Raw genomic sequence first — 15,727 nt, forward strand, 5'->3', positions numbered from 1 at the left:
GGACCTTCCCTGCCGGATCAGATACCGATGCCCCGCTGGCTCGCGTAGAAGACCAGGCGGTACTTGCCGATCTGCACCTCGTCGCCGTTCGACACGGCGACCGAGTCGATGCGCTCCCGATTGACGTACGTGCCGTTGAGGCTGCCCACGTCGGCGACGGTGAAGGAACCGTCCCCGAGGCGACGGAACTCCACGTGACGGCGCGAGACGGTCACGTCGTCCAGGAAGATGTCGCTCTGCGGGTGACGCCCGGCCGTGGTCAGCTCGCCGTCCAGAAGGAAGCGGCTGCCCGAGTTCGGCCCACGGCGCACCACGAGGAGTGCGGAGCCGAGCGGCAGTGCGTCAACGGCGGCCTGGGCCTCCGGCGAGAGGGCGGGCGAGGCGGTCTGCCCCGTCACCTCCGCGTCGTAGGCCTCCAGGCCCGAGATGGAGATCGTCGAGGTCGTCTCGGACGGACGCTCCGGCGCGGCCCCGGCCCGCAGCGGCGCGCCGCAGTTGGAGCAGAACCGACTCGCCTCGGCGTTGCGGTTCCCGCACCTCGTACACACCAGGGCCATGGACGGATCCTCCTGCCGCGGCTGCCCCGCGGGGGCATTCGATGCGTACGGATCGGGGGTAAACCCTCCACCCGTACTTGAGGTTGACGGTTCTCCGAAACCTATGCGGCCCGGACCGGCAGGGTCAACAGACGACGCGCCCTGCGCGCCCGAAATGTCACCGCCCGGCCCACCGACCTGGTCACGGAACATCGGGCGCTCGGCGCCCTGGTCCTCGGCATCTCCATGGCGCGGGGCGCGGTGCCGGGCGGTGGCGGGATTGCCACTGTCCTCACGTGCGCTCTTGCCGAACAACTTCGCAAACAACTTCACGGGCGATTCCCCTTGACCGAAACAGACCCGCCCGTGGGGCAGGACGAACCCTGATTGCACACACCGGCGTACATCGGCAGTACAGACATCCTCACAACGTCCGCACCCGCCAAACAGTTTCCACCACGCACCACGCTTACGGTGCGCCGACCCCCCGCAACCTCATGCCCTCGACCGGCGGCCCCCATGCACCCCCGCCTCACTGGGACGACGACCGAGCGTAGTCAGGCCGCTTCGCCGCTCGCAAGGCGTCCACCACGATCTTCTCCGCTCGCGCCACGGTGACGGTGGCCTGCTCCTTCTCCAGAGTCTGCACCACTCCACCTGGGATGTTCAGCGCCGGCTCGAGGTCCTGCGGCTTGCCGATGACCTTGAACCGGTAGGGCTTGCCGACCGCGCGGCCGTCCACCCGGACACCACCACTGTCCGTATCCGACAGATAGGTGCTGGCCACCACGCGTACGTCATTGATCTGGATCGCCTCGGCCCCCGCGGCACGCAACTCCTGAATGGCGTCGAGCAGCATGTCCGCCTCGACCGACCCCTTCTTGTCATCGATGGTCAGCGTGATTCCAGGACCCTGCGCCGCCACGGTGCCCGCGAGAATGCCGAGTTGACGCTCCTTCTCGACAGTCTGCTTGCGAGCCTCCTCGGCCTGATCCGAGCTGTTCTCCAACCCGGTGCGCTGGTCCTCGAGACGCTGCTTCTCACCTTCCAGACGCTGTGTACGGTCATCCAGTTCATCGAGGATGCGTACGAGATCTTCCTGACGTGCGCCGCGGAGCGCGCTGCTGTCGTTGTTGGAGCGCACCTGGATGGCGAGACCGAGCCCCAGCACGAACAGCAGCAGGGCCACGATGAGTTGCGGACGCGTGACGCGAGGCGGCCACAGCCCCTCTCTGAGCCGCTGACGGCCGGTGAGCGACGCCTGCTCATCCCGCTGCTCGTCCTGCCGCTCGGTCTGCTCGGGCGCCGCGGTCTCCCCCGGCTCCTCGGGTGCCGTGGGCACGCTCCGGACCTCCGCGGGCAGCTCCCCGCCCCGGTTCCCGCCGCCGCGCGTCTCTTCCGTACCCATCCGCGTCACGCCCTGAAGATGTGTCGGCGGATGGCGGCGGCGTTCGAGAAGATCCGGATGCCGAGGACCACCACCACACCGGTGGAGAGCTGGGCGCCCACGCCCAACTTGTCGCCCAGGAACACGATCAGGGCGGCCACGACGACGTTCGAGAGGAACGACACCACGAAGACCTTGTCGTCGAAGATGCCGTCGAGCATCGCGCGCAGGCCTCCGAACACCGCGTCGAGCGCCGCCACGACGGCGATCGGAAGGTACGGCTCGACCACCGCCGGAACCTCGGGCCGGACCAACAATCCGGCCACGACTCCCACGACGAGGCCCAGTACGGCGATCACGATGTGCCCTTTCCTGCCTTCGGCTCTGCTGTACGTACGGTCACACTCGGTGCTGCCGGCAGTCGGACATCATCCTGGACGGAAATGCTGGTCCTGACGCCGAAGTTCTCCTGCAGAGCATGCAGATACTGACCGTCGCGACTGTTCTGGAATCTCGTGCTCAAGCGCTGTCCGTCCCCCACGGCAAGCACCGTATACGGCGGCACCAGCGGCTTGTTGTCGACCAGTATCGCGTCACCCGCGGCCCTGATCGCCGAGAGTGCCGTCAGTCGCTGGTCGTTGATGGCGATGGCCTCGGCGCCGGACTGCCACAGGCCGTTGACGACCCGTTGCATATCGCGGTCGCGCACCCGTCCGGTGTCGGAGAATCCCGCGCTCTCACGCGGCCCGCCCCCGCCCTGATCGGCTTGCTTGGCGTCGTCCACCACCAGCTTCACACCGGGCCCATGGGCCTTGGTGGCACCGGAGAGCAGGGACACCAACTCGCCCTGACTGCCCCCGTGTTTCTTCAGCGCCTCGCGCTGCCGCTCGCCCACGTCGTCACGGAGCGTCTCGACGTCCTCTTCGAGCTCATCGGCGTCCGAGGTCGCCGACTCGATCCGGTCGATGAGCTCCGTGCGCTCCTTGGCGACGACCGGAGCCGCTATCCGCGCCTGCGCGGCGCCCACCGTCACCACCAGGGCCGCGAGCACGAGTCCAAGAGCAAGGCCGAGCTTCGCCCGCAGCGGACGCGGCACTCCACCTGCGCCCTTCGCCTTCTTGCGGGCCGCCGCCTCGGCGTAGCCCTCGTCCAGGCTGTGGTCCATGACCGTGGTCAGCAGCGACATGGACGCGTCCGGGCGCCGGGGGCGCGAGGGTGTGCTCCGAACGGGGGGCTGCTGCGGCATGCCGCACATCGTCGCACGTCGCGGGCCCTACCTCCGAATGGCCCCACCGGTGTGCCGGACGGCACCTGTCAAGGTGCCGTCCGGCCCGTGTCGCCGGTCAGCGCCCGGCGCTGTCCACCACCGCGGACCACTCGTCGAGCAACGCCTGGGCGGAAGCGTCGTCGGGGCCTTCCGCCCACAGATGAGTGACGGCCTCGGCGGGGTCGGGCAGCACCAGCACCCACCGCCCGTCGGACTCCACGACCCGCACACCGTCGGTGGTGTCCACCGAACGCTCCCCCGCCGCCTCCACCACGGTCCGCATCACGAGCCCCTTGACCGCCCAGGGCGTCGCGAGGTCCCGCCGCAGCACATGGGCACGCGGGATACGCGCGTCGATCTGGCTCAGCGTGAGCTGCGTACGCGCCACCAGACCGATGAGCCGCACAAAGGCCGCCGTACCGTCGAAGACGCTGCTGAACTCGGGAATGATGAATCCGGCGCGGCCGTCCCCACCGAAGATGGTCGACTCGTCACGTCCCACGCGCGTCAGATCGTCGGGCGACGTGGTCGTCCAGTCGACCTGCGTGCCGTGGTACGCGGCGACCTGCTCGCCGATGCGCGTCGTCGTGACCGGCAGCGCGACCCGACCACTGCGGCGTTCCGCGGCGACCAGGTCGAGCATGACGAGCAGCGCCCGGTCATCCTCGATGATCCGCCCCTTCTCGTCGACGAGCGAAAGCCGCTCACCCACCGGGTCGAACCGCACACCGAAGTCGGCGCGCGACGACGCCACGATCTCGCCCAGCCGCACGAGGCCCGACCTGCGCGATTCGTAGGTCTCGGTGGGACGCGACTCATCGAGACCCGGGTTGATCGTCAGCGCGTCGACGCCCAGCCGCCCCAGGAGACTCGGCAGCACAAGACCGGCGCTTCCGTTGGAGGCGTCGACGACGACCTTCAGATCCGACTCGGCCACACCCGTGGTGTCGATGTTGCGCAGCAGTGAGCCGGTGTAGGAGTCGAAAACGCTGGAGGGAAAGTGCAGATCCCCGATCTCCCCGGGGAACGCACGCCGGTACTCCTGGCGCGCGTAGACCCGGTCCAGCTTCCGCTGACTGCCCTGCGAAAGGTCGGCTCCCCGCCCGTCGAAGAACATGATGTCGACGGAGTCGGGCACCCCGGGCGTCGTCCGGATCATGATCCCGCCGGCACTGCCCCGAGCCGTCTGCTGCCGCGCCACGGGCAGCGGCACGTTCTCCAGGTCCCGTACGTCGATGGCGCTCGCCTGCAGCGCCGAGATCACCGCTCGCTTCAGCGCCCGTGCGCCTCGCGAGTGGTCACGGGCCGTGGTTACGGTCGAGCCCTTCTTGAGGGTTGTCGCGTACGCCCCCGCGAGTCGCACCGCCAGCTCCGGAGTGATCTCCACGTTCAGGATCCCGGAGACGCCGCGCGCTCCGAAGAGATGGGCTTGGCCCCGGGACTCCCAGATGACGGAGGTGTTGACGAACGCGCCGGCCTCGATCGTCTTGAACGGATAGACCCGGACATTGCCCTGGATAATCGATTCCTCACCGACGAGGCACTCGTCGCCGATGACGGCGCCGTCCTCGATCCGGGAGGCTCGCATGATGTCGGTGTTCCGCCCGACGACGCAGCCCCGCAGGTTGCTGTGCTGGCCGATGTAGACGTTGTCGTGCACCACGGTCTTGTGCAGGAAGGCACCGGCCTTCACCACGACGTTCGACCCCAGCACCGTGTGCTCACGGATCTCGGCGCCGGCCTCCACCTTGGCGTAGTCACCGATATAGAGCGGTCCGCGCAGTGTGGCGTCGGGATGGACCTCGGCGCCTTCGGCAACCCACACACCGGGCGAGATCTCGAAGCCGTCGAGTTCGACGTCGACCTTGCGTTCCAGCACGTCGGCCTGAGCCTTCACATAGCTCTCGTGCGTGCCGACGTCTTCCCAGTAGCCCTCGGCGATGTACCCATAGATGGGCTTGCCTTCCTTCATCAACTGCGGGAAGACGTCACCGGACCAGTCCACCGACACATCGGGGTCGACGTAGTCGAAGACCTCGGGCTCCATGACGTAGATGCCCGTGTTCACGGTGTCGGAGAAGACCTGCCCCCAGGTCGGCTTCTCCAGGAAGCGCTCGACCTGTCCTTCTTCATCCACGATGGTGATGCCGAATTCCAGCGGATTGGGGACGCGCGTCAGACAGACGGTGACGAGCGCGCCCTTCTCCTTGTGGAAGTTGATCAGCTCGGTGAGATCGAAATCAGTCAGTGCATCACCGGAGATCACGAGGAATGCATCGTCCTTCAATGCTTCCTCGGCGTTCTTCACACTCCCGGCAGTGCCGAGTGGCTTCTCCTCATTGGCATAGGTGAGCTCCATCCCGAGCTCTTCACCATCGCCGAAGTAATTCTTGACCAGAGAGGCCAGGAATTGGACTGTCACTACGGTCTCGGTGAGCCCATGCCTCTTCAGCAGCCGCAGCACGTGCTCCATGATGGGCCTGTTGGCCACAGGCAGGAGCGGCTTGGGCATGCTCGAGGTCATAGGGCGAAGGCGTGTGCCTTCGCCTCCGGCCATTACGACGGCCTTCATGTCGGAAGCGTCCTCCTCGATAGGCGACGATCTGGCCGACTTAGCCCGCCAATACAGGCCCGCGTATGCGACTTACGGGACCGCAAGCCTTACAGCTGCCGGACCGGCAAGCTCAATCGGCCGTGGCGTCTGCACGGACAAGTCGGCGAACCTGGACCACGTAGAGGATCCCTGCCCACCAGTACAGACTTGTACCCCATCCTGCGAACGCCCATCCGAAAATAGCAGCGAGAGTACTGATCCAGCCACTTCCATCGCTCAGGAGCAGTAGTGGAAAGGCGTACATCAGGTTGAAGGTGGCGGCCTTGCCCAGGAAGTTCACCTGGGGCGGCGGATAGCCGTGCCGCCTGAGGATCCCGACCATCACCAGCAGGACCAGCTCGCGCAGGAGCAGCACCGCGGTCAGCCACAGCGGGAGAATCTCCCGCCACGTGAGCCCGACCAGTGTCGACAGAATGTAGAGCCGGTCGGCGGCCGGGTCGAGCAGGCGCCCGAGGTTGCTGATCTGATTCCACCGGCGGGCCAGCTTGCCGTCGAGATAGTCGCTGATGCCGCTCAGCATCAGCACCAGCAGCGCCCAGTGATCACTCTTGGGCCCGCCGAACTCGGGCCTGAGGATCAACCACAGGAAGAGGGGTACGCCAACGAGGCGCGCCATGCTGAGGATGTTCGGGATGGTGAGGACTCGGTCCGTCTGGACGCGAGTCTCCTGGACCTCCACCCGGGGGCCTCCTGTGGGAAACGTGCCGATGATGCCCCCTGACCTTACCGTCAGTTGTCAGCCGGCGGTGCAGAGGGGTGGCCGAGGGACGGAACGCCAAGGGACAGAATGAACCCGGAAAACAAAAAAGCCGTGGTCCCTGGACTTAATGTCCAGGGACCACGGCTATAAAAGAAGTTCGGCGGCGTCCTACTCTCCCACAGGGTCCCCCCTGCAGTACCATCGGCGCTGTGAGGCTTAGCTTCCGGGTTCGGCATGTAACCGGGCGTTTCCCTCACGCTATGACCACCGAAACACTATGAAACTGTCAACCGCACCGTAGTCGTGGCCCGACATACGGGGTTGTTCGTGGTTTCAGAACCAACACAGTGGACGCGAGCAACTGAGGACAAGCCCTCGGCCTATTAGTACCAGTCACCTCCACCCGTTACCGGGCTTCCAGATCTGGCCTATCAACCCAGTCGTCTACTGGGAGCCTTAACCCCTCAAAGGGGGTGGGAATACTCATCTCGAAGCAGGCTTCCCGCTTAGATGCTTTCAGCGGTTATCCTTTCCGAACGTAGCCAACCAGCCATGCCCTTGGCAGGACAACTGGCACACCAGAGGTTCGTCCGTCCCGGTCCTCTCGTACTAGGGACAGCCCTTCTCAATATTCCTACGCGCACAGCGGATAGGGACCGAACTGTCTCACGACGTTCTAAACCCAGCTCGCGTACCGCTTTAATGGGCGAACAGCCCAACCCTTGGGACCGACTCCAGCCCCAGGATGCGACGAGCCGACATCGAGGTGCCAAACCATCCCGTCGATATGGACTCTTGGGGAAGATCAGCCTGTTATCCCCGGGGTACCTTTTATCCGTTGAGCGACGGCGCTTCCACAAGCCACCGCCGGATCACTAGTCCCGACTTTCGTCCCTGCTCGACCCGTCGGTCTCACAGTCAAGCTCCCTTGTGCACTTACACTCAACACCTGATTACCAACCAGGCTGAGGGAACCTTTGGGCGCCTCCGTTACTCTTTGGGAGGCAACCGCCCCAGTTAAACTACCCATCAGACACTGTCCCTGATCCGGATCACGGACCCAGGTTAGACATCCAGCACGACCAGAGTGGTATTTCAACGTTGACTCCACGAACACTGGCGTGCCCGCTTCAAAGTCTCCCACCTATCCTACACAAGCCGAACCGAACACCAATATCAAACTGTAGTAAAGGTCCCGGGGTCTTTCCGTCCTGCTGCGCGAAACGAGCATCTTTACTCGTAGTGCAATTTCACCGGGCCTATGGTTGAGACAGTCGAGAAGTCGTTACGCCATTCGTGCAGGTCGGAACTTACCCGACAAGGAATTTCGCTACCTTAGGATGGTTATAGTTACCACCGCCGTTTACTGGCGCTTAAGTTCTCAGCTTCGCCAACCCGAAAGTTGACTAACCGGTCCCCTTAACGTTCCAGCACCGGGCAGGCGTCAGTCCGTATACATCGCCTTACGGCTTCGCACGGACCTGTGTTTTTAGTAAACAGTCGCTTCTCGCTGGTCTCTGCGGCCACCCCCAGCTCATGGAGTAAATCCAATCACCAGTGATGGCCCCCCTTCTCCCGAAGTTACGGGGGCATTTTGCCGAGTTCCTTAACCATAGTTCACCCGAACGCCTCGGTATTCTCTACCTGACCACCTGAGTCGGTTTAGGGTACGGGCCGCCATGAAACTCGCTAGAGGCTTTTCTCGACAGCATAGGATCATCCACTTCACCACAATCGGCTCGGCATCAGGTCTCAGGCACAAGTGTGACGGATTTACCTATCACACGCCCTACACCCTTACCCCGGGACAACCACCGCCCGGGCTGGACTACCTTCCTGCGTCACCCCATCACTCACCTACTACCACCTTGGGTCGGCGGCTCCACCACTTCCCTTTGCCCGAAGGCTCCAGGACGGCTTCACGGCCTTAGCATTAATGGGCTCGATGTTTGACGCTTCACAGCGGGTACCGGAATATCAACCGGTTATCCATCGACTACGCCTGTCGGCCTCGCCTTAGGTCCCGACTTACCCTGGGCAGATCAGCTTGACCCAGGAACCCTTAGTCAATCGGCGCACACGTTTCTCACGTATGTATCGCTACTCATGCCTGCATTCTCACTCGTGAACCGTCCACCACTCGCTTCCGCGGCAGCTTCACCCGGCACACGACGCTCCCCTACCCATCCCAGCAGGCGTTGGCCCTATATGCTGGAATGACACGACTTCGGCGGTACGCTTGAGCCCCGCTACATTGTCGGCGCGGAATCACTTGACCAGTGAGCTATTACGCACTCTTTCAAGGGTGGCTGCTTCTAAGCCAACCTCCTGGTTGTCTCTGCGACTCCACATCCTTTCCCACTTAGCGTACGCTTAGGGGCCTTAGTCGATGCTCTGGGCTGTTTCCCTCTCGACCATGGAGCTTATCCCCCACAGTCTCACTGCCGTGCTCTCACTTACCGGCATTCGGAGTTTGGCTAAGGTCAGTAACCCGGTAGGGCCCATCGCCTATCCAGTGCTCTACCTCCGGCAAGAAACACACGACGCTGCACCTAAATGCATTTCGGGGAGAACCAGCTATCACGGAGTTTGATTGGCCTTTCACCCCTAACCACAGGTCATCCCCCAGGTTTTCAACCCTGGTGGGTTCGGTCCTCCACGACCTCTTACAGCCGCTTCAACCTGCCCATGGCTAGATCACTCCGCTTCGGGTCTTGAGCGCGCTACTGAATCGCCCTATTCGGACTCGCTTTCGCTACGGCTTCCCCACACGGGTTAACCTCGCAACGCACCGCAAACTCGCAGGCTCATTCTTCAAAAGGCACGCAGTCACGACGTACAGCACAAGTGCTGCACGCGACGCTCCCACGGCTTGTAGGCACACGGTTTCAGGTACTATTTCACTCCGCTCCCGCGGTACTTTTCACCATTCCCTCACGGTACTATCCGCTATCGGTCACCAGGGAATATTTAGGCTTAACGGGTGGTCCCGCCAGATTCACACGGGATTTCTCGGGCCCCGTGCTACTTGGGTGTCTCTCAAACGAGCCGCTGATGTTTCGACTACGGGGGTCTTACCCTCTACGCCGGACCTTTCGCATGTCCTTCGCCTACATCAACGGTTTCTGACTCGCCTCACAGCCGGCAGACTGTGAAAGAGAGATCCCACAACCCCGCACACGCAACCCCTGCCGGGTCTCACACGTATACGGTTTGGCCTCATCCGGTTTCGCTCGCCACTACTCCCGGAATCACGGTTGTTTTCTCTTCCTGCGGGTACTGAGATGTTTCACTTCCCCGCGTTCCCTCCACACTGCCTATGTGTTCAGCAGCGGGTGACAGCCCATGACGACTGCCGGGTTTCCCCATTCGGAAACCCCCGGATCAAAGCCTGGTTGACGACTCCCCGGGGACTATCGTGGCCTCCCACGTCCTTCATCGGTTCCTGGTGCCAAGGCATCCACCGTGCGCCCTTAAAAACTTGGCCACAGATGCTCGCGTCCACTGTGCAGTTCTCAAACAACGACCAACCACCCATCACCCCCGCCAAACGGCGAAGTGCACTGGGGTCGGCATTGAGGTCAGGAACAAGTCCGTACCCTCAGATACCCAACAGCGTGCCCGGCCCGACCAATTGACTCTGTGTTCCACGCCGAAGCAGTACTAACAGATCCAACCAGCCGTGCCGAATAGTCAACGTTCCACCCATGAGCTAACCACCGTCGAACATTTGCCGACGTAATGGCTCTTGGACCACCAAGCAAGCTTGGCAGTCTAGATGCTCCTTAGAAAGGAGGTGATCCAGCCGCACCTTCCGGTACGGCTACCTTGTTACGACTTCGTCCCAATCGCCAGTCCCACCTTCGACAGCTCCCTCCCACAAGGGGTTGGGCCACCGGCTTCGGGTGTTACCGACTTTCGTGACGTGACGGGCGGTGTGTACAAGGCCCGGGAACGTATTCACCGCAGCAATGCTGATCTGCGATTACTAGCAACTCCGACTTCATGGGGTCGAGTTGCAGACCCCAATCCGAACTGAGACAGGCTTTTTGAGATTCGCTCCGCCTTGCGGCTTCGCAGCTCATTGTACCTGCCATTGTAGCACGTGTGCAGCCCAAGACATAAGGGGCATGATGACTTGACGTCGTCCCCACCTTCCTCCGAGTTGACCCCGGCAGTCTCCTGTGAGTCCCCATCACCCCGAAGGGCATGCTGGCAACACAGAACAAGGGTTGCGCTCGTTGCGGGACTTAACCCAACATCTCACGACACGAGCTGACGACAGCCATGCACCACCTGTATACCGACCACAAGGGGGGCACCATCTCTGATGCTTTCCGGTATATGTCAAGCCTTGGTAAGGTTCTTCGCGTTGCGTCGAATTAAGCCACATGCTCCGCTGCTTGTGCGGGCCCCCGTCAATTCCTTTGAGTTTTAGCCTTGCGGCCGTACTCCCCAGGCGGGGAACTTAATGCGTTAGCTGCGGCACCGACGACGTGGAATGTCGCCAACACCTAGTTCCCACCGTTTACGGCGTGGACTACCAGGGTATCTAATCCTGTTCGCTCCCCACGCTTTCGCTCCTCAGCGTCAGTAATGGCCCAGAGATCCGCCTTCGCCACCGGTGTTCCTCCTGATATCTGCGCATTTCACCGCTACACCAGGAATTCCGATCTCCCCTACCACACTCTAGCCTGCCCGTATCGACTGCAGACCCGGGGTTAAGCCCCGGGCTTTCACAACCGACGTGACAAGCCGCCTACGAGCTCTTTACGCCCAATAATTCCGGACAACGCTTGCGCCCTACGTATTACCGCGGCTGCTGGCACGTAGTTAGCCGGCGCTTCTTCTGCAGGTACCGTCACTTTCGCTTCTTCCCTGCTGAAAGAGGTTTACAACCCGAAGGCCGTCATCCCTCACGCGGCGTCGCTGCATCAGGCTTTCGCCCATTGTGCAATATTCCCCACTGCTGCCTCCCGTAGGAGTCTGGGCCGTGTCTCAGTCCCAGTGTGGCCGGTCGCCCTCTCAGGCCGGCTACCCGTCGTCGCCTTGGTGAGCTTCTACCTCACCAACTAGCTGATAGGCCGCGGGCTCATCCTGCACCGCCGGAGCTTTCAACCCCCTCCCATGCGAGAGGGGATATCATCCGGTATTAGACCCCGTTTCCAGGGCTTGTCCCAGAGTGCAGGGCAGATTGCCCACGTGTTACTCACCCGTTCGCCACTAATCCACCCCGAAGGGCTTCATCGTTCGACTTGCATGTGTTAAGCACGCCGCCAGCGTTCGTCCTGAGCCAGGATCAAACTCTCCGTGAATGTTTACCCGTAATCGGGTGCACATCCGCGTTGAGCGGAACCAGGAAGAGGAATAATCTTCCGGTTCACAGCGTCCTCGCTGATGTTTTCTTCAAAGGAACCTCGTCCCGACCATGACGGCCGAAGACGGGGTATCAACATATCTGGCGTTGACTTTTGGCACGCTGTTGAGTTCTCAAGGAACGGACGCTTCCTTTGTACTCACCCTCTCGGGCTTTCCTCCGGGCGCTTCCCTTCGGTGTTTCTTATTTTGTCTTGCTGTTCTTGCTGTCTTGCGTTTCCGACTCTATCAGACTCTTTCGTGTCCGATTTCCTCGGTGCCTTTCCGGTTCCCGCTCCGGCCTTTCGGCTTTCGCGTTTCCCTTTCCGGCGAGTCCAAACTCTATCAGGACTTTCTCGGCTCCCTGACCACTCATCTGCGAGCACGCAGAAGCGGACCCAGGGATTAGGATCTGACTTGATAGATGCCGCCGAGTCCGGAGGCTTGACCGCGTCGCTCGCCTCAGGCAGGACTACGACTGTACATCGGCTGTTGGGGCGGGCGCAAATCGTTTGTGCAGTGCCCCTACTCAGTCATCCGGTACCTCTTGCGCGGAACCGGGACTTTTTATGACTTACCCTTCTGAACAGTGCGTCGTCCAGGACAGGTAGTGACGGCGGCTACGTATCTCCACCCCCTGGGAGGCTTGCCATGACCAGCGTGACGTCCCCGCTTGCCGGACGCGCCATCGGGCTCTCTGCAGTACCGGACCCCGTTTTCTCCGGCGCGATGGTCGGGCCCGGCACGGCCATCGACCCCGCGCGCGAGCCCTCCGAGGCTGTCGCCCCCGTCGACGGCATCGTCGTCTCGCTTCATCCCCATGCCTTCGTCGTCGTGGACGACCAGGGGCACGGCGTCCTTACCCACTTGGGTATCGACACTGTCCAGCTCAACGGCGAGGGCTTCGAGCTGCTCGTGAACAAGGGTGACACCGTGCAGCGCGGTCAGTCCATCGTGCGTTGGGACCCGGCCGGCGTCGAGGCGGCCGGCAAGTCTCCGATCTGCCCGATCGTGGCGCTCGAGGCCACTGCCGAGTCCCTCTCCGGTCTCATGGAGGATGGCGACGTAAAGGCTGGGGACGTTCTCTTCAGCTGGAAGTGACGTCAGCGCCGTCCCTGACGGCCGACAGGACATACACCGCGGCGGCTGGGCCCGTCGCTCTATCGGAGACGGTGAGATGGAGACAACGCTGCGAGGCGTCGGCGTGAGCCACGGAGTGGCGATCGGCGAGGTTCGGCACATGGGGACGGCGGTGCTTGAGCCGCCTGCCAAGCAGATTCCCGCGGAGGAGGCCGAGCGCGAACAGGGGCGCGCTCGCCAGGCTGTGGAAGCTGTCGCCGCCGACCTGAATGCGCGTGGTCATCTGGCGGGTGGCGAGGCACAGCATGTGCTCGAGGCGCAGGCCATGATCGCCCAGGACCCCGAGCTCATGGCCGATGTCGACCGGCGCGTCACCGTCGGCAGCTCGGCGGAGCGCGCCGTCTACGACGCGTTCTCCCACTACCGCGAGCTGCTCGCGGGCGCCGGTGAGTACATGGCCGGTCGCGTCGCCGACCTCGATGACGTGCGGAATCGTATCGTCGCCCGTCTGTTGGGCGTTCCGATGCCCGGTGTTCCGGACAGCGACGAGCCCTACATCCTCATCGCGCGCGACCTCGCGCCTGCGGACACGGCGCTGCTCGACCCCACGTTGGTGCTCGGTTTCGTGACCGAGGAGGGCGGGCCGACCAGCCACAGCGCGATTCTCGCGCGTGCGCTCGGTGTGCCCGCGATCGTCGCTCTGCCCGGTGCGGGTGAGCTGGCCGAGGGCACGGTGGTCGCCGTGGACGGCAGCACCGGTGAGATCTTCGTCGAGCCGAGCGCGGAGAAGAGGGGGCAGCTCGAGGCTTCGGCCGCCGAGCGCAGGGCCGCTCTTGCCGCGTCGACCGGTCCCGGTGCGACGTCCGACGGGCACAAGGTGCCGCTGCTGGCCAACGTCGGCGGTCCCGCCGACGTGCCGGCCGCCGTGGAGGCGGGGGCCGAGGGTGTCGGTCTCTTCCGGACCGAGTTCCTCTTCCTCGACGACAGCACCAAGGCGCCGTCGGAGGAGAAGCAGGTCGAGGCGTACCGCAAGGTGCTCGAGGCGTTCCCCGAGGGCCGTGTCGTCGTGCGTGTGCTCGACGCCGGTGCCGACAAGCCGCTCGACTTCCTGACGCCCGCCGACGAGCCGAACCCGGCGCTGGGTGTGCGCGGGCTGCGGTCGCTGCTCGACCACCCGGACGTGCTGCGTACGCAGCTGACCGCGCTGGCCAAGGCCGTCGAAGGGCTGCCGGTCTACCTCGAAGTCATGGCGCCGATGGTCGCCGACCGTATCGACGCCAAGGCGTTCGCCGATGCGTGCCGCGAGGCGGGGCTGCAGGCCAAGTTCGGTGCCATGGTGGAGATTCCGTCGGCCGCTCTGCGGGCCCGCTCGATTCTCCAGGAGGTCGAGTTCCTGTCGCTCGGCACCAACGACCTCGCGCAGTACGCCTTCGCGGCCGACCGTCAGGTGGGCGCTGTGTCCCGGCTCCAGGACCCCTGGCAGCCCGCGCTGCTCGACCTGGTCGCGCTGTCCGCCGAGGCGGCACGGGCTGAGGGCAAGAGCTGTGGTGTGTGTGGCGAGGCGGCGTCCGACCCGCTGCTCGCGTGTGTGCTGACCGGTCTCGGTGTCACCTCCTTGTCGATGGGTGCGGCGTCCATTCCTTACGTGCGGGCGACGCTGGGCAAGTACACGCTGGCGCAGTGCGAGCGTGCGGCGTCCGCCGCGCGTGCCGCGGACAGCGCCGAGGACGCCCGGAAGGCCGCGCAGGCGGTTCTGTCCGGCGAGTAGCCGAAACCAGGTGTGTGAGGGGCGCTCCATCCCGTGCGGGTGGGGCGCCCCTTGGCGTTCAGTGGCGGTGGCTCCCTCCGGGATGGGCGTCGCCGACGATGGGTGCGGCGCAGTAGTCGACGCCTGATTCCGGGGCGACGAGGTCTCCTGACACCGCGTCGGTGCAGTAGGCGTCGAAGACCTCGGCGGCGGTGAGGGGCAGCAGTCGCTCGCCGTGCAGGCGCCAGCCCTGGACGCGGTCGCGTTTTCCGTCCGCGGTGGTGCGCATCACGACGCCCGCGGCGCTGTGCGTGGCGATGCCGACCGCGAGGACCGTGGTGAACTCCAGGGCTTCGGTCTCGTCGAGTTCGGCGTTGCCCTCGGTGTCCTGTGCCGCGTGCAGTGCGGCGAGGAGTGTCTCCTGGGCGGCGGGCACGCTGCAGACGAGGTGCCGGGTGCCGGGACTTGAGGTGTCCAGGAGCTGTACGAGCAGGTCCGAGGCCCGATTGAAGGCGGCCCGGCCGATGTCGTCGCCGCAGACCGCGCACGCGCCGAGGCGGGCCAGGAGCATCGTGGCGTACTCCCAGGTGGCCCGGCGGACCGCCTCGTCGACGAGGTCGGGGAGGAGTTCGGCGAGGGGCTGGCCGTCGTACGGCACGGTGGGGCCGGTGGTGGCGAGTTCGGCGGTGAAGCGGGTGCGGCTTGCCGGGGCGTCGGGGTCGAGGCCGGTCTCGGCGCAGTACTCCGCATATTCCTCGGGGTCGAAGAGGGCGATGGCCGTGTGGCCGCCGTCGGACGCGAGTGACCTGAGGAGGCCTTCTGCCTGCCGGAGGTAGGTCGTGTGGTCGTCGAAGGTGAAGGTGCGGTAGCGGCGCATCGCCGCGAAGTCGTCCTCGTCGGCCAACAGGCCGATGGTGCCGGCGACTTCGCGGCGCAGTGCGCGTCGCATGGTGGTGTGCGGAGTGCGAGTCATGATTCCCCCTGCGGTACGTCGATCAATGCTCACTCAGAGTAATTGGGAGCACTGACAACGGCCGCTGG

The 15,727-nt window shown here is 64.0% G+C and carries 9 protein-coding genes and 3 rRNA genes; 2 read left to right on the forward strand and 10 right to left on the reverse strand.

Features of this window, described 5'->3' with window-relative positions:
* Positions 1–17: 17 nt before the first annotated feature.
* The 9 genes from ABXJ52_RS05535 to ABXJ52_RS05575 form a co-directional block, all read right to left on the reverse strand.
* Positions 18–986, reverse strand: coding sequence for an FHA domain-containing protein (locus ABXJ52_RS05535; RefSeq protein WP_367048826.1), 969 nt, complete (start codon positions 984–986; stop codon positions 18–20).
* Positions 987–1,068: 82 nt separating this feature from the next.
* Positions 1,069–1,944: a DUF881 domain-containing protein gene (locus ABXJ52_RS05540; RefSeq protein ID WP_367048827.1), complete on the reverse strand. Its 876-nt coding sequence runs from the start codon at positions 1,942–1,944 to the stop codon at positions 1,069–1,071.
* A gap of 5 nt (positions 1,945–1,949) precedes the next feature.
* A complete protein-coding gene (locus ABXJ52_RS05545) occupies positions 1,950–2,282 on the reverse strand; it encodes a small basic family protein (protein ID WP_030794354.1) in 333 nt (110 codons plus the stop codon).
* Complete coding sequence (locus ABXJ52_RS05550; protein WP_367039725.1) at positions 2,279–3,178, reverse strand: DUF881 domain-containing protein; 900 nt, start codon at positions 3,176–3,178, stop codon at positions 2,279–2,281. The genes ABXJ52_RS05545 and ABXJ52_RS05550 overlap by 4 nt, the downstream gene beginning before the upstream one ends.
* A gap of 88 nt (positions 3,179–3,266) precedes the next feature.
* Positions 3,267–5,762: a mannose-1-phosphate guanyltransferase gene (locus ABXJ52_RS05555; protein ID WP_367039727.1), complete on the reverse strand. Its 2,496-nt coding sequence runs from the start codon at positions 5,760–5,762 to the stop codon at positions 3,267–3,269.
* A 112-nt stretch (positions 5,763–5,874) separates the two neighbouring features.
* On the reverse strand, positions 5,875–6,483 hold the full coding sequence (locus tag ABXJ52_RS05560) for a CDP-alcohol phosphatidyltransferase family protein (RefSeq protein ID WP_367039729.1): 609 nt from the start codon (positions 6,481–6,483) through the stop codon (positions 5,875–5,877).
* Between the two features lie 176 nt (positions 6,484–6,659).
* A 5S ribosomal RNA gene (gene rrf, locus ABXJ52_RS05565) occupies positions 6,660–6,776 on the reverse strand.
* Between the two features lie 91 nt (positions 6,777–6,867).
* A 23S ribosomal RNA gene (locus tag ABXJ52_RS05570) occupies positions 6,868–9,991 on the reverse strand.
* Between the two features lie 302 nt (positions 9,992–10,293).
* Positions 10,294–11,819: ribosomal RNA gene (locus ABXJ52_RS05575) — 16S ribosomal RNA — on the reverse strand.
* The 16S, 23S and 5S rRNA genes sit together here, the layout of an rRNA operon.
* 691 nt (positions 11,820–12,510) lie before the next feature.
* Between ABXJ52_RS05575 and ABXJ52_RS05580 the strand changes: the two genes are divergently transcribed.
* Together ABXJ52_RS05580 and ptsP are read left to right on the forward strand one after the other, a co-directional pair.
* A complete protein-coding gene (locus ABXJ52_RS05580) occupies positions 12,511–12,960 on the forward strand; it encodes a PTS glucose transporter subunit IIA (protein WP_367039731.1) in 450 nt (149 codons plus the stop codon).
* Between the two features lie 76 nt (positions 12,961–13,036).
* Entirely contained in the window at positions 13,037–14,707 is a 1,671-nt protein-coding gene (gene ptsP / locus ABXJ52_RS05585) for a phosphoenolpyruvate--protein phosphotransferase (protein ID WP_367039732.1), read from the forward strand.
* 58 nt (positions 14,708–14,765) lie between these two features.
* Here the strand turns inward: ptsP and ABXJ52_RS05590 are convergent, their stop codons facing one another.
* Positions 14,766–15,659, reverse strand: a complete 894-nt coding sequence (locus ABXJ52_RS05590) for a hypothetical protein (RefSeq protein WP_367039734.1) — start codon at positions 15,657–15,659, stop codon at positions 14,766–14,768.
* Positions 15,660–15,727 lie beyond the last annotated feature (68 nt).

It is taken from the genome of Streptomyces sp. Je 1-332, from assembly GCF_040730185.1.
In the GTDB taxonomy this organism is placed as follows: domain Bacteria; phylum Actinomycetota; class Actinomycetes; order Streptomycetales; family Streptomycetaceae; genus Streptomyces.